15 protein-coding genes are annotated in these 19300 nt (G+C 50.5%); 7 read left to right on the forward strand and 8 right to left on the reverse strand.

The window, feature by feature from the left end; translation table 11 throughout:
* Nucleotides 1-247: 247 nt before the first annotated feature.
* The 4 genes from COW20_24040 to COW20_24055 are packed head-to-tail and all read right to left on the reverse strand — an operon-like array spanning nt 248 to nt 3023.
* Nucleotides 248-1693 carry an aldehyde dehydrogenase EutE gene (locus COW20_24040; GenBank protein ID PIW44453.1) on the reverse strand — a complete coding sequence of 482 codons (1446 nt, stop codon included), beginning with the start codon at nt 1691-1693 and terminating at the stop codon, nt 248-250.
* 12 nt (nt 1694-1705) lie between these two features.
* Nucleotides 1706-2005, reverse strand: coding sequence for an ethanolamine utilization protein EutN (locus COW20_24045; protein PIW44399.1), 300 nt, complete (start codon nt 2003-2005; stop codon nt 1706-1708).
* Between the two features lie 12 nt (nt 2006-2017).
* A complete protein-coding gene (locus tag COW20_24050; GenBank protein ID PIW44400.1) occupies nt 2018-2335 on the reverse strand; it encodes an ethanolamine utilization protein EutM in 318 nt (105 codons plus the stop codon).
* Nucleotides 2336-2393: 58 nt separating this feature from the next.
* Nucleotides 2394-3023 (reverse strand): hypothetical protein, encoded by a 630-nt coding sequence (locus tag COW20_24055; GenBank protein PIW44401.1) that lies wholly within the window; start codon nt 3021-3023, stop codon nt 2394-2396.
* A 125-nt stretch (nt 3024-3148) separates the two neighbouring features.
* On the opposite strand from COW20_24055, the gene COW20_24060 reads away from it, so the two are divergent.
* From COW20_24060 to COW20_24070, 3 genes are all read left to right on the forward strand, one after another.
* Complete coding sequence (locus tag COW20_24060) at nt 3149-4198, forward strand: hypothetical protein (GenBank protein PIW44402.1); 1050 nt, start codon at nt 3149-3151, stop codon at nt 4196-4198.
* 72 nt (nt 4199-4270) lie between these two features.
* On the forward strand, nt 4271-5974 hold the full coding sequence (locus tag COW20_24065; GenBank protein PIW44403.1) for a hypothetical protein: 1704 nt from the start codon (nt 4271-4273) through the stop codon (nt 5972-5974).
* Complete coding sequence (locus COW20_24070) at nt 5971-6996, forward strand: alpha/beta hydrolase (protein PIW44404.1); 1026 nt, start codon at nt 5971-5973, stop codon at nt 6994-6996. Before COW20_24065 ends, COW20_24070 begins: the two co-directional genes overlap by 4 nt.
* Nucleotides 6997-7103: 107 nt before the next feature.
* Here COW20_24070 and COW20_24075 read toward each other — a convergent pair whose 3' ends face one another.
* Genes COW20_24075 through COW20_24085 form a run of 3 tightly spaced genes read right to left on the reverse strand, consistent with a single transcriptional unit; the run spans nt 7104 to nt 10196 of the window.
* Nucleotides 7104-8906, reverse strand: a complete 1803-nt coding sequence (locus tag COW20_24075; GenBank protein PIW44405.1) for a hypothetical protein — start codon at nt 8904-8906, stop codon at nt 7104-7106.
* Nucleotides 8907-8964: 58 nt separating this feature from the next.
* The gene (locus COW20_24080; GenBank protein ID PIW44406.1) at nt 8965-9735 is read right to left on the reverse strand and encodes a 2-succinyl-6-hydroxy-2,4-cyclohexadiene-1-carboxylate synthase; all 771 of its coding nucleotides are present in this window, start codon (nt 9733-9735) and stop codon (nt 8965-8967) included.
* 2 nt (nt 9736-9737) lie between these two features.
* Complete coding sequence (locus tag COW20_24085) at nt 9738-10196, reverse strand: MarR family transcriptional regulator (GenBank protein PIW44407.1); 459 nt, start codon at nt 10194-10196, stop codon at nt 9738-9740.
* A 156-nt stretch (nt 10197-10352) separates the two neighbouring features.
* Between COW20_24085 and COW20_24090 the strand changes: the two genes are divergently transcribed.
* From COW20_24090 to COW20_24100, 3 genes are read left to right on the forward strand one after another with little or no spacing between them, the layout of a single operon-like run.
* Entirely contained in the window at nt 10353-11858 is a 1506-nt protein-coding gene (locus COW20_24090; GenBank protein ID PIW44408.1) for a glycine dehydrogenase (aminomethyl-transferring), read from the forward strand.
* A 2-nt stretch (nt 11859-11860) separates the two neighbouring features.
* Complete coding sequence (locus COW20_24095; GenBank protein PIW44409.1) at nt 11861-12703, forward strand: phosphoenolpyruvate synthase regulatory protein; 843 nt, start codon at nt 11861-11863, stop codon at nt 12701-12703.
* Nucleotides 12704-12718: 15 nt separating this feature from the next.
* On the forward strand, nt 12719-13723 hold the full coding sequence (locus COW20_24100) for a hypothetical protein (protein PIW44410.1): 1005 nt from the start codon (nt 12719-12721) through the stop codon (nt 13721-13723).
* On the opposite strand, the gene COW20_24105 is transcribed toward COW20_24100, so the two are convergent.
* Nucleotides 13712-17374, reverse strand: coding sequence for a hypothetical protein (locus tag COW20_24105; protein PIW44411.1), 3663 nt, complete (start codon nt 17372-17374; stop codon nt 13712-13714). The genes COW20_24100 and COW20_24105 overlap by 12 nt on opposite strands.
* Before the next feature lie 95 nt (nt 17375-17469).
* Here COW20_24105 and COW20_24110 point away from each other — a divergent pair, with 95 nt between their 5' ends.
* Nucleotides 17470-19206 carry a hypothetical protein gene (locus COW20_24110; protein ID PIW44412.1) on the forward strand — a complete coding sequence of 579 codons (1737 nt, stop codon included), beginning with the start codon at nt 17470-17472 and terminating at the stop codon, nt 19204-19206.
* Nucleotides 19207-19300 lie beyond the last annotated feature (94 nt).

Genomic DNA, 19300 nt, shown 5'->3' on the forward strand with positions numbered 1-19300 from the left:
AGCTGCCTGTCCTGCGCACAGGAGGGCAAACCTTGCAAAATGGATCCCTGCTGGATTTGCTTCAGCCTGGGGACAAGGTGCAACTCAAGGTCAGAGAGAGTGTGAGCGACCCAGCAGGCAACACGCTCGACAGTCAGCACAGTACAGTTTCAGGCAATGCCAGTTAAAGGCCCGACCTGTTTGCGTTGAGTGTCCTCAATACAAAAGCCCCGGAGTTTTTCCGGGGCTTTTGAAAATTTCTAAAAGTTCAAACGATTCTAAACCGCTCCACAATCGCACAGCGGCGGTCGCGGGTAAAGGTCCAGGCGTTGGTCACGCCATCGCCCGTGGGGCTGGCAATCGTAAACGAGGTATGCCCTTCGCCACCAAAACCAATGCCTGCAACAGCGGGGCCATTTTTGACAAAGATTGAGGTATTGATCGTGCGGGCCATCTGGCTGAGTTTTTCCAAATTATTGGAATGCATAACCGCCGTATGGCCAAAACCATGTTCGGCTTCTTTGGCCAGCTTGATCGCATAATCCACATTGCTGACTCTGACCAGCGGCAAAACGGGTGCCAGAAGTTCAGTCCAGACAAAGGGATGGTTTTCATCGGTTTCACAGACCACCAGGCGAATGCTGGGATCGACCTGAACGCCGATCGCTTCCAAAATCACATGGGCATCTTTACCGACCCATTCCTTGTTGACCACGGAATGGCGACGGGGGCCCCGATCTTCTTTGAGCATCAGTTTCTCAAGCTGCTTGAGCTGCCAGCCTTTGATTTCATAGGCGCCGTGGTTGAGCATTTCCTGTTTCAGGCGATCAGCCACTGAATTGACGACAATCAGCTCTTTTTCATCGAGGCAGATAATATTGTTGTCGAGGCTCGCGCCTTTGACAATATCCCGACCGGCTTGGGTCAAATCTGCGGTTTCATCGACTACGACCGGGGGGTTGCCAGGGCCTGCACCCACCACTTTTTTACCACTCTGCATCGCTTTGCGCACCACATCGGGCCCCCCTGTGACCACGAGCAGTTTGACTTTCTTATGCTGCATCAGGGTCTGGGCCATATCAATAGTGGGGGCACGCAGGGCGACCACCAGATTGGGGGGGCCTCCGGCCTGTACAATCGCCTGGTTGATGACATGCACCATATAGTTGCAAACATTTTTAGCCAGGGGGTGCGGGCAATACACGACGGAATTGCCACCCGAAAGAATACTGATGGTATTGTTAATAATCGTTTCTGTCGGGTTGGTACAGGGCGTAATCGAAGCCACAACCCCAAAGGGAGCGCGCTCATTGATGGTCAAGCCCTGATCTCCACTCACCGCTTTGGTCAGCAAAACTTCGGGGCCTGGGGTTTTATCAATCGCGAGAATATTCTTCTGAATTTTGTCTTCATAGCGGCCGAGTTTGGATTCTTCAACCGCCATACGGGAAATCAGGTCGACCTGCTGGTGGCAGGCGGCCCGAATGGCCGCAATCATGTTCTTGCGAAAATCAAAGGAATATTCCTGAAAATGATGAAAAGCTGCCGTAGAGGCATTGACTGCTTCATCAACGTCTTCAAAGAGGCCCATATCTCCTCCGCCAAAGACCACAGGGGTTGGCGTTGCAGCCGAGGGCGCCAGGCGTTCCTGGGTTGAAATACGGTTCACGACCCGTTCAACGATGGCGCGGATTTTCTCTTCCGGAAGATCCATCTGCATTGGCGATTATTCCTCTTCTGTCTTGTTAAAGACGGTTTCGCCCTGCATATTCCAGTTATCGACGATTGCCATAATCACCGCGTCACAGGGTTTGTTGTGGGTGACGGAAGTCTGTCGGGCTGAACTGCCCGAAGCATACATCACCACTTCACCGATCCCTGCACCGACAGCGTCAATGGCCACGACATAATTACTGGTCAGCTTGCCGTTCAGATCCATCAATTGCAAAACCTGAAATTTCAGGCCCTCCAGTTTGATATCTTTCTGGCTGGCTACCACCGTACCGATGACTTTGCCCAATAACACGCGAAAGGCTTCCTACTTTTCGCTTTTGCGGGCATCGCTGCCTGCGTGTGCGGCCTGACGGCCCAAAGGAAGAATACTTTCAACATTGGAGTGGGGGCGAGGAATTACGTGGACAGCCACCATTTCGCCAACTTTCTCAGCTGCACGGGCACCGGCTTCGGTTGCAGCCTTACAGGCGGCAACATCACCACGTACCACGACAGTCACATAGCCACCGCCGGTTTTTTCATAACTTACCAGTTCAACCTTGGCCGCTTTGACCATGGCATCGGCTGCTTCTACGGAAGCAGCAAAACTACGGGTTTCAATCATTCCTAAGGCTTCACTCATGCGTCCAGTTCTCCTTTTATCTTTGAAGCATCAATTCTTGTTTAAATCGGATAAGGGTCTATTTTTCAACGCGGCCGTCAATATCGTGCAAAGCACTCAGAGCGGCTTCAGATGCGACGACAATGTCTTTTTCCTCACCACAGAGGTAGACACGGCCAAACGCGCCTGCTGCATAGATATTAATAATATTGATATCCGCTGCTTTTTCCGCTTCATTGGCGGCAATGGTGGCGTAACCAGCGGGGTAGGTTTCCAGAATAAACAGGCTCTGATCGGCAAGCAACATCATGCCCTTGCGGCCATAACGGTTGATCAGCATCGCCTGGTGGGGATCTACCTTGCGGATAATCTGATGAGAAACCACTTTGGGTTTAATCCGGTCTTTCTCGGTGGCGCCAATTTCACGCAGAATGGCAGCTCCGGCTTCCCGCACGTCGGCTTGGGAGTCAGAGTGCAGTTCGAGCATGCCGTAGCGGCGTTCAACGATCTGTTCTGCGGGGGTAACATTGGTGGATTTCAAGGCGATATCCATTAAGCGGTTGATTTCCATGCCAGGGGCAATTTCCACGTAAAGGGCAGCTTGTCCCTGTACGGGCAGATAACCCTGGGCCACACTGGCGGAATAGGCCGCGAACTGGGCCTGCATCTGATCAATAAAGACATAGGTACGAAGCTGTACTTTCTCCATACTGCGAAGGGGTGTCCTTTCTGGAGCCAAAGGCCGTATCTGTTTGGATTGGATTATAGCACAGCCCCTGCAGAAACCCAACTCCCTCCCTGTGTTAAACTGAAAGGGAATTTTCAGGAGTTTGTATGTCAGAAGAAGCACAGCCCGTACAGCCCCCGCCCTCCACCACAAATCCAGATATTGATTCGATTCAGAGTCTGAATTTGTACACAGGCACCCGTGTCAGGCACGACTTGCTCTATGGGGTGGTCAAGGATCGCAAAACCGGAGCCCTGCACCATGATTACGTGACCCTGAAAACCTCACGCAAAACCAAAACCCAACCCTGGAAGCCTGATCCCAAAGCCTCATTTACGCTCAGTGAAGACAAGGCCCATGAATTGAGCCAGGCATTGACCTTTATTCTCAAAGCCCGGGCAGAGAAACAGATCGCGACCCCCGATCTGCCGGTTTCAGAACCCTTGAATTCGGCTGAGAGTGCTTCAGCAGTACCTGAATTTTTGACACAAACTCAGGATCTGATGGCCTGTTTTCAAGCCCAACGCAATTTGAAATCTTTGCCTGAACTCGCCATGGCACTGGAGCAAGAAACCGCAGCGGATCTCAACAGTCTGCGCATTCTTTTGCAGATTGCCTCTGCCCGCAAAGCTTTGCGTGGCTTGCATCAGCGCTTAAAACAGCCCGAAACAAGGGCCTCAGAATTTTTAGAGTTTCTGCAGCAGCAAAGTTGGCTTCTGGGCCATGAAAACAGCCAAATTGAAGATTTGCCTGAATGGATTCGCGAAACCCAAGCCCATCTCTTGCTCTTTCGTCGACCCACTGGCGAACAGGAACTCTGGTTAATTAAAACACCGTTTCATGGGGAAGTGCTGTTTGAATTCGATGAACCCCATCAGGCCACTTATCCTTCAGACGTGCTTTTATTGCTGCTGGGGCAAGTACAGAGCTTGCTTGAAAAGCTTTCTTTTGAGCAGACGGATGCTTCTGAAACGTCTAAAAATCGTATTCAGGCCAAAATTCTCGTGGGCATGACCCAGGATCAGGCTGTTCAGACTCAAGCTCTCGTTCGACTCAACCGGCATTTAAATCAGCTGGAAATTCTCAGCTTTGATCAATTGGAAAGTTCTGCCCGCGAACGTCTTCAAAATCTTCAAGCCCTGTTAAAACAGGTTTGAACTTCTATCGGAATTGCCATGCTCAGCCAGTCTGACATGTTAAGATGAGAAAAAATCTACAGGCAGGCAATCTTGAGTCAAGTTTCAAGCCTTTCATTGAGTGCGCTTCATCTCCAAGTGCGCAACCAGGGTGGCTATTGCCCCTTAACGGACTGGACGCTGCTCCAGGTCAGAGGCAAGGATGCGGGCGCCTATTTACAGACCCAATTGACCAGCGATATTTTGGCGCTTCAGGCAGGCCAGGGCCAGCGCAGCGCGCTGGTGGATCGCAAGGGACATATCCAGGCTGAATTTTATGTGTATTTTCTTGAACAGACCTATCTGATTCTGGTTGAGCGCAGCCAGGCTGAACGGCTCTCTGCCCATTTGGAGGCCTTTCACTTTATCGAAGAAGTTGAGATCAGCCAACCCGAAAATTTTTGCTTGACCCTGCTCTGTGGCCCCGCTGCACGTAAGTGGCTTGCTGAATTTGATTTGAAATTTCAGTCGCCATTGGCTCAGGCGCAAGCCCTTGAAACGCAGGGATTTTGTCTCAAAGCCCCTCTGACCGGGGATTTGGGTTATGTTTTGGTCCAGAATCAGGCGCAGGTCGAAGCCTTCAAGCATTTTCTCTCGCAAAAACAAATTCTGGAAATCACCCCTGAAGTTTGGAACAGTCTGACCCTCGAAGCTGCAGTGCCTGTCTATGGCAAAGACTTCGATTCAGAGACTCTCTTGCCTGAAACAGGACTTGAACACCTGGCGGTATCCTATGACAAGGGCTGCTATTTGGGGCAGGAAATTATTGCCAGAATCAAAGCCTATGGGGTGATTCCCCGGGCTTTGAGTGGTTTAATCTTTGCGCCTGACTCGGCCTTGCCAGAATCGGAGTACGCGATTCAGCAGGCTGGAAAAACGATCGGAAAGCTAACCCGCTTGGGCACTTCTCCTGTTTTGGAAAAATCCATTGCCCTTGCCTATTTGCATAAAAACTGGCGCGTTCCTGGGCAAATCCTGGAGTGGGAGCATGCAGGCCAGCAGTTTTGTGCTGAAGTGGTTGCTCTGCCCTTTACTACCTGCCCGAACGAAAGCGAGCAGGCCCAGATTTTACTTGAACAAGCGCTGATTTGTTTTGCTGGCCCTGAAGAACCTGAGGCCGTTCCCCTTTTAGAAGAAGCGCTTTTACTGGATCCCGCACTCAAAGACGCCTATGAATCCCTGGGCGTGATCCTCTCCCGTCAGGGGGAGCATCAAAAGGCGATTGAGGTCATGGAAAAATTGTTGAAGTTAGCCCCTGACGAGGCCATGGCACATACCAATCTTTCCCGTTTTCATATGCTGCTGGGAGACAGAGATACGGCCGAAAAGCATATGGCAGAAGCCACACGGCTGAATATGCTGCGTCAACAGGCCCAGGCCGAACGTCAAGCCCAGGATCAGGCCCAGAAAAAAGCCCAAGAAGAAGGGCGAATTCAAATGATAGCCATGTTTCGTGAGGTGATTGAGACGGAAGACCCAGATGATTTGGTCGCCAATTTTGGTTTGGGTAAAATTTACCTTGAGCAGCAAGCCCCAGAACAGGCACGGCCCTATCTTGAAAGCGCTACCCGGATTGATCCGCTCTATTCTGCTGCCTGGCTGCAATTGGGAAAATGCCTTGAAAATCTGAATTTGAAAGCAGAAGCGCTGAATGCCTATCGCGAAGGCATTGCGGCTGCTTCCCGCAAGGGGGATCTGATGCCTCTCAAGGAAATGGAAAACCGGCTACAGGTTTTAGAAAGCAGCGTGGGGGTATGAAACGCCTCATAAATGCCGCCTTGGGCCTGTTTACGACGGGGCTTTGCCTTTCCTGGCCCACTGCTGCCAAAGCCACTGAGATTCAAGCAGATTTGAATTACTTGCGCAGCCATCTGCCACTTTTGAATTTTCAAAGCAATGACTTCTCAGCTGCCTATTTCCGCTACCTGAATTATTATCGTTTGCCGGCCCCCCAGGCGCGACAGGCGGGGTATGTTCCCGTGAAAAAAGGTAATTTTTCTGAAAAAATCTTTGTTCAGTATTTTCAGCCAGAGCATCCCCGTGGAACAATCTTTCTGACCCATGGTTATTTTGTGCATGCTGGCATTCAACATTATGCGGTTAAAAACTTTATTGATCAGGGTTTCTCTGTGCTTACGATTGATTTGCCTGGACATGGGCTGTCTACGGGGGCACAGGCAGATATTCAGGATTTTTCAAGTTACGCAGACTGTTTTGAAGGCGTTTTTGAGTACAGCCGGAGCTATCTGCCCAAACCCTTTATAGCCGTGGGTCATAGCACTGGCGGAGCAGGGATCTGGGAATTTCTGCTGCGCCATCCGGAAGCTCCCTTTAAGGGCGTTGTTTTGGCGGCTCCGCTGGTACGATCTTATCTCTGGGATCTTTCCCTGGCAGGGTTTACAGTGGGGCAATCGTTTCTCAATGATGTGCCCCGGATTGTTCGCAGCACCACCTCTGACCCTGAATTTATTCCCTTTGTTGAAAAAGATCCCCTGCAATACTTTGCCACGCCCCTCAATTGGGTGCGCAGCCTGATTCGCTGGAATGAACAGGTCGTAGAGAGCTATCCGCCCTCTCAGATACCCACCCTGATTCTACAGGGGGATTTGGATGAAGTCGTGGATCGGGATTATAATCTGCCTTTTCTCAAGCGCAAGTTTCCCCGTGCAAAAATTCAAATCATACGCGGGGCGAGTCATGATTTATTTTGGGAAAATGCCACACTGCGCCAGGAAGTTTTTGCCCGGATTAAAATATTTTTTCAATCCCTTGCACTTTAAGTCTGTCAAAAGCTTCAGCGACGGCATCAAGCGCCCACCATTTTTTTTGACCTTCAGCGTCTGTAAATAGCCAGCATGTTTTTTTGAGACTGAGCGCGAAAAGAAGTTTAAAATGCCCCTTTGAGCAGGGCTTTCCAGGCGGGCAATTTTTTGAGGGGTTTGAGATCGGGGTCGGCTTCAATTTCTTTTTTCTCGAGTCGATAGCCAGAAGATACATGTTGGGTCAATGCCGCAATCGCTTTTTCGTTTTGACCCAAACGGGTATACAGGCAGGCCAGATCGTAACTGGCATAGCCTGGACAGTATTTTTCAATTTGAATAAAATCTTCAAGGGCCACTTCGGGTTGATTCAGTTCAATTGCCAGACAGAAACCTCTGAAATAATGCAATTGAATCCAGAGATGATCGGGATTTACTTCCTCACGTGGTTGGAGCGCTTTACAGCTTTGCAAGCCTTGCGAAAATTGCTTGATGGCGGCTTCCGCTGCGCCAGTTTCTGTCAAGAGCAGGCCCCACTGCAGGTGGACTTGAGCCAGTGTGGCGAGTAAGGGAGTGCGCTTAGCTGCCGTCAGACTGTGAAACACTTCGACTGCGCGTTGATAGTCTTCTTGCGTGGCATCCGATTGACCCCATTCACGGTAAAGATTGCCTCTTTCCAGCAGAATCTGCATCTTCAGCTCAGGATCAGAAGTTTGGGATTGGTTTTGAAGCTCTTCCAGTGCCAGATGGTAGTGTGCCAAGGCTTGTGAAGAGGCCTGATCTTCAATTTCGAGCCAGAGATGGGCGAGATGCAGATGCAGTTGGATTCTTTCGGGGATAAAATTCAAATCAAAGGCTTCAAGGGCCTGATAGAAATACAAGCTGGCAATAAAGTCATTGCGACTTTGATCAGGGTCTCCCATTTTCCAGGCCAAAAGCCCACGGGCGGTGCCCGCCCTCGCCTGGAGCAATTGTTTTTCGCGTGCTGGCAGGGCCCCATTTTCCAAAAATTGTAATGCTTCAGTACAGTCTGCATGAGCCGCTTCAAGTTTTTCAAGCTTCAGACAGATTTGGCTGTGGTTGAGAAGGGTTGAGACCAAATCCTGTAAAAATTCAGTATGGCCTTTTTGATAGAGTTCGCGGTAGTAGACAAGGCTTTGAGCAAAATAAGATTCAGCCTCAAGGAAACGCTCCTGGTGCTGATACAAAAGCGCCAATTTTCGCGTGGTGACCGCCAATTCTTGAAGGTCAGGTGGGTATTGAAGTTCGTTTTGAGCTGCGATTGCCTGGGCAAAATCTTTAACGGCAGCGTCTGTCTGGCTTAAAGATTCCTGTAATTCCCCCCGGTTGCGCAGGGCCTGAGCCAAAAGTGAAATCTGTTCAGTGTCGGAACTTGCCAGTGTGACCAAATGTGAGACGGCCTGGTTGAAATCGACAAGGGCTTGATCGAGCAAGGAGAGGCGTTGGTAAACCAGGCCCCGGTTGAGACAAATTTGGGCCAAAAGCAGGGTCGAGAGGGGTTCTTCTTGCAGGGCAAAGGTATAGGCCAGATCGTAGGCCGATAAGGCATTGACAAGGTCCTTTTCCTGGGCCAGAAGATGGCCGGTTTCAAGGGTTGTATGGAGAAGAAGGGGCAGAATTTCCTGCTGAAATTCTGTGCTCTCGGAGCGGCTTAAAATTTGAGTTTCCTTCAATTCAATCAGTGCGCTTTGCGCATGCCCTGAAGCTAAGTAACTTTGGGCCTGTTGGAGATGAAACCGGGCCAGTGAGCGACTGCTGCTAAAGGGCGTTTGGGGATTGGTTTGCAGCGCAATGCTCCGGTTGAGTGGGTCTTGAAGCGTATGAAGTCTTTTTGGGTTTGCAGGGGACTCAGCTTTTGTCGGAAGGGGAGAGGTGCCCGAAATATTGGCAAGATTCTGTTTTTTGATCACGGTTCATGAAACCTTTCTCCACGCAATGCTAATATTTTATACCCATTCCTGATTTATTTTATGACGCAGCCTTGAGAAATAATGAGATTTTTTTTGCCAATTCTCGGGGAGCTTCCAGAATCAGACTGTGCCCATAGCCATTCAAGATTTCAAGCTCAGCCCTTTCAACCTGCTGACAGATTCTTCTGCCGATTTCGAGATAGGCGGGATCCTTTGAGCCCACCAGAAACAAGAGCGGCATTTTGAGTTCTGCAAGGCGGTTCCAATAGGACTTTTGCTGCCCTGCACCCAGTTTGACCATGGCCTGGGCCAGTCCTTCAGGGTTATTTCTCAAGCGTTCCTGACAGGCCTGGTTATAGCCTGAACTGCTTCTGAAAGGGTGAAAAAGGGGCTGTGCATACCAGGCCTCAATACTGGCCAGCAAAGGTTGAGAACGGAAAGTATGGGCCCATTCAGCCTCCCAGCTTTGGCGTTGAAGTCGCAGATTTTCATCTGCTAAACCAGCAGAGGCAGAAATCAGGCAAAGGCTTTTGACCTTTTCAGGATACCTGAGGGCCAACCCCAGAGCCAAACGCCCGCCCATTGAGTAACCCAACAGATGCAGGGGCTCAGTTTGAGCCCGCAGCCACTGCGAGCCCAATTGAGAAAGACAGGTCTCAAAATCGGGGACAGACTGTGTGTTTGGGCCATGCCCTGGAAGATCGGGGGTCCAGGCCAGAATTGGAAACGCAAGCTCACTGAGCAGGGCTTGCCAATCCTGGCCTGAGCCTAAAAAACCATGCAGGAAAAGTCCCTTCTCCAAGTGGGGTGCAGAGCTTTTTCTGAACATCTTCAGCTCTGAGCTGTATCCTGGCGTCCCAGTTTCCGGCAGAGTGTACGCAATGTATCCTGTTCTTCTGAGTCTAAACGGCCCATTTGAGCTGTGATCCGATCCACATGTTGCGGAAAGATCTCTTGGATCAAAGCTTCTCCTTTGGGGGTTAAAGAAATGGTAATAAAGCGTCGGTCTTTGCTGTCTCGTTTGCGCTTGACCAGATCCTGTTTCTCAAGATTGTCGATCACCAGGGTAATATTGCCACTGCTCTTTAAGAGTTTTGAGGCCAGAGATTTCTGGCAGAGGGGGCCCAAATGCAGCAGGGCTTCTAAAACGCCAAATTGACTGACTGTCAGCCCTTCTTCTGCCAAAGCCAGATTCAATTGAGCATCCAAGGTCTCACAGGAACGCGTCAGATTGATATACGCATTGAGGGCCTGAATTTGCGCGGGCGTGCCTTGAAAATGAGTGGGCATGAGATGATTCCTGGCCTGTTTCTTGCTCTCGTTTTCTCTTAAAGTATCAGTCTTGGGATTGGCTTGTCAAATAGACCCGCTTCCTGCTTTTGAGCAATCTGCTTCCCGTGGTATCTTAGTAGCACCTGAAATTTGCCAAGGACGCTTTTATCTCCCATGAACAAGAACCGCTATGATGCCACCCTTATCTTTGAACGCAGCCAGACAGGTCACCGTGGCGTGCGTCTGCCTGCTGATCCTTTGCCTGAAGTTTCACTTGAGTCCCTTTTGCCTGAATCGTTTTTACGCAAAGAAGCTGCCGAATTGCCCGAAGTGACAGAACTGGATGTGATGCGGCACTTTATTACCCTCTCGCATAAAAACCACGCCATTGATGTGGATTTTTATCCCTTGGGCTCCTGTACCATGAAATACAATCCCAAGATCAACGAGAGAGCGGCCAGTATGCCTGGTTTCTCGCAGGTTCACCCTTATCAGCCGGATATTCAGATTCAGGGCTGTCTGCGCCTTTTGTATGAACTCAAATCGGATTTGGCTGAGATTGTAGGTTTGCCCGGCTGCAGCCTGCAGCCTGCTGCGGGTGCCCATGGGGAAATGACAGGTATGCTCATGATTCGAGCCTACCACGCCCACCACGGTCAAGCAGCAAGAACCCGCGTCTTGGTTCCCGACAATGCCCATGGCACCAATCCCTCTTCTGCAGCCATGTGTGGCTATGACGTAGTGACTCTGCGTTCAAATGCAAAGGGGCAGGTGGATATGGCCCATCTGCGTGAATTGCTGGATACCCAAGGGGATCAGATCGCTGCTCTGATGATGACCAATCCCAATACCCTCGGCATTTTTGAAGAGAATATTCTCACCATTTCTGAATGGGTACATGCGGCTGGTGCCTTGATTTACTATGATGGGGCCAATCTGAATGCGATTATGGGCATGGCCCGTCCTGGCGATATGGGCTTTGATGTGGTGCATTTGAATCTTCACAAAACCTTTTCTACACCGCATGGGGGCGGTGGGCCGGGTGCTGGCCCGGTATTGGTTCGCGATATTCTCGAACCCTTTTTGCCCTGCCCGGTGATCAACAAAACCGAAATCGCAGGCCAGGCTCCTCACTTTGGTGTTGATCGTGAACGCCCACTTTCAATCGGTCGGGTACGCAGTTTCTTTGGTAATTTTGGTGTTTTGGTAAGAGCCTGGACCTATATCCGGGCGATGGGGCCTGAGGGCTTGAAACAGGCCAGTCAGGATGCTGTTCTCAATGCCAATTATGTGCGTCAGGCCTTGCGTAAAGTTTATGAACTGCCCCATGGAGAAGGCTCCTGCATGCATGAATTCGTGCTTTCGGCTCAGGAAATGAAAAAACAATATGGGGTCAATGCCCTGTCTGTGGCCAAGCGCTTGATCGATTTCGGCATTCACCCGCCTACCGTTTATTTCCCGCTGATTGTGCCCGAAGCGCTGATGATTGAACCCACAGAGACAGAAAGCAAAGCGACCTTGGATCGCTTTATCCAGGTCATGGAGAAAATTGCTGAAGAATCGGCGACGAATCCTGACTTTGTCAATGCCTCTCCCCATGAAGCCCTGATCAAACGCGTTGATGAAGCAGGAGCCAATCGCAAACCCTGCATCAATTGGTTTCAGCACAAGGAGGTTTAAGCATGTCTGAAACAAAGCAACTCACGCTCTTTTCGCTTTCAGATTCAACCGGCCAAACTGCAGAAACCCTCTCAAAAGCTGCGATTCGACAATTTCGGCACGTTGAGGACATTCACTATGTGCCCCTGCCCCGCATTACCCGGCAAGAGCAAATCGATAAAATTATCAAGATCCTCGATCAGTCCCGTCCCTGTCTGATCGCCTATACCTTTTCAATTCCTGCGCTCAAGGAATACCTTGAAAAACAGGCCCAACAGCACAATCTGCCAGTGGTCAACCTGCTTGAACCTTTGATTCAGACCATCAGCGCTCAATTGGGCGTCAAGCCCCCCCGCAATGAGCATGGCATGATGCCAGAGTTGGATGAGGAATATTTCAAACGGATTGAAGCGGTTGAATTTGCAATCAAACTGGATGATGGCAAAGATCCCAAAGGTATGGAAAAAGCAGATATTATTCTGGTAGGTGTTTCACGCACTTCCAAAACCCCGACCTGCATGTATCTTGCTCAAAATTATGCCATGAAGGTTGCCAATAATCCCCTGGTTTATAATGTCTCTCCCCCCAAGGAATTGTTTCAGCACAAGGACAAATGCGTGGGCTTGAAAATTCGGCCTGAGGTGCTGCATGATATCCGCACGGCCCGCCTACAGACCTTGGGGCTGCCAGCCAATTCTTCCTACGCAGATTTTGAGCAGATCAAGATTGAAATGGATTATGCCGATCGCATTATTGAAGAATTGGGGTGTCCGGTTGTGGATGTTTCGCATAAGGCGATTGAAGAAACCGCTACCGAAATCATGTATTTGCGTTTTCCCAAGCCCCTGAGCCGCGAACTGAAATAGAGCGGTTTTCTTCACTTGGAAATTCGTTCGGTTTTCTTGCGTTGCCTGTCTAAATCCCTGCTCGGTTTCTGTTTGGGGGGGGGCTGTTTTGTCTTATCCGCTGCCCGTTCTCAATTGGCTGAGCAGCCAATGCAGCTTGATCTAAAAACCCGCCCGGTGGCCCTGAATCCCCGTGACCCGGCTCAAAATACGCTGGGCTCTTTTCGCTATGCCGGGGGCCTGGAACTGCTCTCCTCTCCCCTTTCTCCTGTACATGAACTCTCCGATCTTGAGCTAAAAGCAGAGAGACGTCTCTTTGCTGTCAGTGATGCGGGTTTGTTTTTTGAAACGACTCTGGTTCTGAACAGCCAAGGGCAATTGACAGGCTTGAAAGAGAGCCAAATCTGCCCCTTGACCCGCGAAGACGGTCAGCCTTTGCAAACCAAGGAGGCCTCTGATGCAGAAGGCCTCGCCTTTCTGGCCGGAGGTGAAAAACTTGTAAGTTTTGAAAAGCAGGATCGGATTTTACTTTATCCGGGTAAGGGACACAATCCACGGCAGGCACCCACCCCACGGTTTCATTTCGAGCATAATTTGGGGATGGAAGCCCTGAGTGCAGATCCCTTACGCGGGCCCGATGCCTACCTGGTAGGAGCTGAAGCCGATGCCCAACTCTGGACGTGTCGGCTTTCTGAACCCGAATGTCAGGCCCTGGAAAAGCTTGAAAAACCAGCGGGTTATCAACTGGTGGCCCTGAAACGCCTCAAAGCGAATCTTCTGGCCTATCTTCTGCGTTTGTACCAGCCTGAGACAGGAAAAGTCAGTGTGCTGCTGAAAGTAAAACAGGGCCCGCAAGTGCTTGCAGAAATGGAATTGACCCAGCCTTTGAATGTCGATAATTTTGAAGGCTTGGCAGCCGTGCCAGATGCTCAGCAGGGGTACCGTTTCTATCTGATTTCAGACGATAATGGCTCTGAAGCGCAGCGTACTCTGCTCATGGCTTTTGATTGGAAAGGCCCCAGCAAAACTTCAGCTGATTAAACTTTCGAGATCACGCCTCAACTCGCTATAACTGACAGGGTGCAGGGCACTCAGTTTCAGGTTTTGGAATTCCCCTGCTTTGTGAACCCTGACTTGAATCACTTCAGTCTCTGGGTATTCTTTTAAGGCCCAAATCAAGTACTCCAGGGTGATTTCAGCTTCCAGTCCCCGGCCTAAATTTTTCACAAGCAAGCCTTCACTGTCTTTGGGGGCTTCCCAGCCTTTGCTGCTGATCAGTTTCAAGAGGCGAGCAGAGGCCACTTTTCTACCTTTCAAGTCTGAAAACTCATCCATTTCAAGCATTTGGGGTGTACAAAAATAATAACTGCGGTTCAACTGGGCAAGGGTTTGTTCAATTTCCAGTTTGTTGAATTCAGACTGCCAGCTCTGAAGCTGGGGCAGCATTTCAAGGGGGTGAGGCAAGCCAATCCAAGCTTTCGGTGGAAATGCGATCGGTTGCCGATCGCATGTAAGTCCTGAAGGGCCATGAACTACGCGAAAGAGTGTCACCGGGCGCGCTTCAGGATCTTCCCACATTCCCCAGACCCATGATTTTGCCAGGCTGAATAGCAGGGGATGCTTCAAAAAAACCTGCTCAAAAAACGCAAAGTCCCAGCGTCGGCCTTGGGTCATGGCCTGTTCCAAACGCAGGAGTTGGTGTGCTTTTTGTTTCTGAAAGCTTTTGAGCCACTCGCTCCAGGTTTTGAGTTCAGATTTTGCTGCCTCAGCGGGGGGCTTTGTCAGGCATTTTCCACTTGAATCCTGTAGTTGCCACTGAGCTTGGGGGGCCTCGATCGCCTGATACACATTCCCATTAAACACATGCTGAGAACTGAGTGTTTCGCTTTGAGTCAATTCGAGCCCCAAAACAGGAACCAAGCGATCCGCCAGACCTTCAGGCCCCTGGGGATCGGTTGCCGCCATGATTTTGACCCATTCCCGTGCTTTTTCAAGCAGGCTGGGAAATTTTGTTTTCAGTGAAAGACGGTGAAGTTCAGACCAGGCAGATGTTTCTGGCCCCAGGGCATAGAGAATTTCAAGGCCCACCATGGCGCGGGGGGCCGCCCGTTCGCCGGGCCATTTTTCAAGTCGGGGCACCCAGCAACGGATTGCTTTTTCATTTCCCCAGGCTGCCAGGGCCCAAAAAGCCCATTCTTCTTTGAGGCTTCCACCGGCTCCCAACCAAAGCTCAAACAGATTCAGGGCAAAGTCTTCAAGCGAAGCGGGGGTGCACAAGCGCGAAACCTCTGCCAGACCCGCGTAGGGCAGACAGGGATCCGAGAGTTTTAGGCTCAGGGCCAGGGTTTCGAGGGCTTCAAGGGGCAAAGTGCCCCCAGACTTCAGTTGAGGACGGGGCAGTCTTTCAGGCTTCCAGAATGCTGGCAGGCGGGGCAGGTGGGCGGGTAAAATCTGCAGCGGGTCTTGTGCTATCAAGGCTTTGATCTCTGTCTCTACCTCGCTGGATTCGGTCTTCAAACAGGTTTCAAAATCTGCGCAAAAGCCTGCCTGTATCAGCCAGTGCATGGCACGCAACGCCTCGGGTTGAAGTTTAAAATCCGGATTCAGACTGAGGGGAATAAGCCCGCGAAAGGCTGTTGCAGGATGGCTGAGAAACCAACGGCGGCAGATTTGCCGCTGGGCAGGTAATACCAGACCCTTCAGCAAAGCCGGTACAGCGAGAGGGCTGTCGTAGCAGACCAGGGCAGAATAACCTGTTTGAGGAAATCTCTCAAGATAGCGCAAGAGACCGGGCAGGCCGGCAAGTCCAAAACGCCGACTGAGATGCACCACTTGCCAGCTATCCTTTTCATGGGCATTCCAGCGTTGGGGGTCTTGGTGGTTCCAAAAATCAAGTGCTGCGGGCTCTGAAAGCCAGTCCAAATGGTGAAGCATCACCCGCTCAAAGCCTGCAAACCTTTCCAGCATTTCTGGGTCGCGTCGGTTTGAGAGCGGGGGAGGATCATAGAGATAGGGGCTGAGTTCACGGTGGGGTTCTGGCGTATAAGCTGACCAATCCATTCTGGCGGGTGTCTCGGGTATTCGGAGTTGTGTCAGGGAGGGCCATTTGAACGGTGTTTTTTTCCAGGGAGGTGTAGTGAAAAAAGCAGGAAGCGTATCCGATGTCCTTTCTGGAGCGGGGAGACTCTGCTCAAACCAAGCGCCACCTGAAGCACCGACTTTTTCCTTTAAGCTTTGTATTTCTGCTTCTGTACAGGCTCTGAGCAATGGGGTTAGGAGCCGTTCAGCTTCAGACAGGCTGTGTTTTTTTTCAAGCACTGAAATCAGCTCAGGAATGGCTTGAAGCGGCTGGCTGCTGAGCCGGGCATGGGCAAGCTTGGCGGCATCTTTGTTTTTGAGCAATTCAATCAAAACCCTCAGGGCATGGGGGCTTTCTATCAAACAGAGGGCTTCGGCGGCGGCTTTTCGCAGGCCAGCTTTCTTGCCGATCAGAATCCAGGCTTTTAAACTCTCGATGGCGTTTGCCTGGGCGCGATCTAAGAAATGAAAGACCCAGGGTTCCAGTGCTTGCGAAAAGCTTTCAAGGCCTTGCGCGGCTTCTTTTTTTTGCTTTGCGAGTTTCTGATTGAATTGAGCCAGCAGCAGAGGCTCCTGAACCAGAGGCCAGAGCAGCCAGCCTGCTTCCCAAAGGGGCTGAAGGGGCTGGTCTGGCTGTTTTAACCAGGCCTCACTGCAGGCTTCAATCCATTCTCGCTGCTGCCAGAAGATCTGACAGAGTGCCCCCTGAAGTGCTGGGGGAAACTGTTTCCACTCGGCATTCATTTCAGAGGTCAGTTGCAGATAGTCCTGCGGTTTCAGACTGTCCAAGTGAAGGCGCAAGGCCAGATTTTTTTCATTCAGATCCCAGGTTTGAAAGGCAAAGGGTTCGCTGCTTTCTAAAAGCAAAGTTTGATAACCCACATTCGCCACAAATCGCGCTTCAATTTTCAGAGACCGGGAACGCATCCAGGCCCTGACGGTTGTTTCGGGGCCCATTTGTTGCCAAAGAAAATCGACGGATTCTCTTCTTTGACTCAGCGCCAGCATGACAGCGGCCTCTTCAAAACTGGGCTGGGGGGGATTTACTTCTTGGGTTTTTCTTCTCAGGGAACTGGCTAGCGCTTGCCAGGCCTCAGTTTGGGGGGGGACACAAATTTGAAGCTGCTTATCGATTTCAGGGGCGAGTTTTTTCCAGGCTTGGGTTAAATCTGTTGGGGCTTTGAGGGGTACGATCTTCAGCGGATAGCTGAAATTTAAGTGTCTGAATTCAAGCTTTTTTGCACGTTGAGAAGGGGTCCAACTCAGTTTGAATTCAGAGGCCGGGCTGCTATTGGGATGCGATTCCGTCAGCACAGGAGTGCTCTGTATTTTCTGCTTTGGCTTGTGGAGAGGTTGCTTGAGTGGCGGAATGGTTTTTTCAGGCAGATCAGATTCAATGACTTGACTTTCAGAAACCCGAAGATAGCCTTTTTTTTCTTTGCTTTTGAGCTGGCTCTGAAGAAACTTTTCAGCTTCTTTTGGATCTGCAAAGACCTTGATTTGCTTTTGACCCGCCGATCCGATCCGCCCCCATTCAATCAGCACCTGGCAATTCTCACGGCTGATCTGCCAGAATTTTTCTGAATTGGCTGCTTTGAATTCGAGTCTGATCATGTCTTTGCCCTTTTAAGTTTGAAGATCACGTTTCCTGAGCTATAATAATACAGAAACATACAGTTTTCAATCCCCCCGAGGAGGCGCTGTGAGGCTTGCAAATCTTTCATCTTTTGGGTTTTGTAGACGCAGCAGATTTAAACGCATTTGCTGAAGCCTTTCAGGCCCGTGGCATCAGTGTCTCGCTGGGCTCTGTTATTTTTCTGAATGAATGGCAAGTTTCAGAAACTGAAATTGCAAAATGGTTCCAGAATCAGAAAGTGCGGGTTTTCTGGCTCAAATTGGATACCCGTACGCTCTGGGCGCAAACCAGTTTTCATCCGCATGAAACATCTGGCTTTGAAACCTTGACGACTCAAAAACTTGCTGAACTTTGTTCCACTTTTTTTGACTTGCCCCTTACAGATTTCCTCAAGGAAGTCTCAAACCCTTTACTCACTGCGCGACAGGCCCTGCCCGTTTTACTTGAACTGACCCCTTGGGCTGGACTCTTCCCTGAAGCAAAGAACCTTCAGGGCAAAAGTGGCGTTCAGAAAGAACAGGCTCCGAAAGCGTTAAGCGAGGCAAGAGACACGCTTTTGCCAGAAAACTTAAATCCTGAGCTGGAGCTTCCCCGAAAAATTGCGCCCGTGGCCTTGTTTTTATTGGCTTGGATGATCTCCGATCAAAGTAATCCCCAACTCATTCTGAAATTGAGTTCGCCAGTGAACCCACCAACCTGGCCAGAACAGGGCTCGGTACGTCTGAAGGCAATTGCCGATAGCTGGCAGTTGGATCTTGAGCCGCATCCGACCCCTTTTAGCACACTGCATGCGCTTTGGGATGCCTGGTGCCTTCTCGAACCCCTGCTCCCAGATTTTACGCTTTTTGAATTGAGGAGCGCTCCTCTCAACGATCTTGATGAAGCGGATTTTGTACCCGATCCAGGCGCTGTTCAGATTTATCTGGGAAGGGTGCAGGGAAAGCTGGCCTGGGTGACAGCAAGTTATCCCGCACTGAAGACGATCCGCCTGAGCGCTGCGCTTGAATGGGCTGAATGGGTGCTTCTGGGTGGCGGGTTGAAGATCCCGGCTCAGGAAAAAGCGGCTTGGGAAGCTGAGCTTCGCCAGGAAAATCTGAAGCAGGCAGTTTGGACAGAGCAGGGTTTGGTGCTTCAAGATCTGCGTGAACGCGCTTTTCTGACCCGCCGCCGCTTCAGAAGCAGTTTTGGGGATTGTTTTGATCTGCGCCAGTCTCGTGCCTTGGAGGAGAAAATCGACAGGGATTGGGCCAAAATTCAAAATCTTTCTGCGGGATGGTTTCGCAGTCCTGCCTTGAAAGAAAACGCTGAAATTCTCTATACGGGCGATTCAGGTCGTTTTTTTGAAGCCGATCTCAGCGCTTTGGATCCGACCCGCTCCCGTTTACTGTGGGATTATCTTCAATTCTTTTCAGAGCAGGGCTTTCAACACCTGGGAGACCTGATTTGGGAGCCTGCATCAGATATCGTCATGACAGTGAGTGTCAATTCCGAGATTCAGGCCTATGGGGTCTGTCTTTTGGCACTGCAGGGTCTGGTTGTAGAATGTGTCAGCCGTTTTGAAAATCTGGCCTGGGTGACCACCACTTCTCTGGATGAGGTCACCTCTTATCCGGAATGGGGGCTTTACCGCTGGGCTTTGCCAGAGGTTCCGCTTTCAGAATTGATCAATGCCCATCGCTCTCACTGCCTTGAATTTTCCCAGCAAACCCAAACGCTGCAACGCCCGCTTGCCAAAACCCTCGCTGAGCTTCTGCCTGAGATCGATCAGGCCCTGGGCTTGAACCTGAAAGCGCTGAAAAAAATCTACTAAACGGTAGCCGGAATCGAAATTGAATGCGGGTTGATTCTGGTGTTTCAGTCTATTTTAGACTATACTTGAGAATATTCTTTGGTTTGGGTGGGTT

Source organism: bacterium (Candidatus Blackallbacteria) CG13_big_fil_rev_8_21_14_2_50_49_14 (assembly GCA_002783405.1).
Classification (GTDB): domain Bacteria; phylum Cyanobacteriota; class Sericytochromatia; order UBA7694; family UBA7694.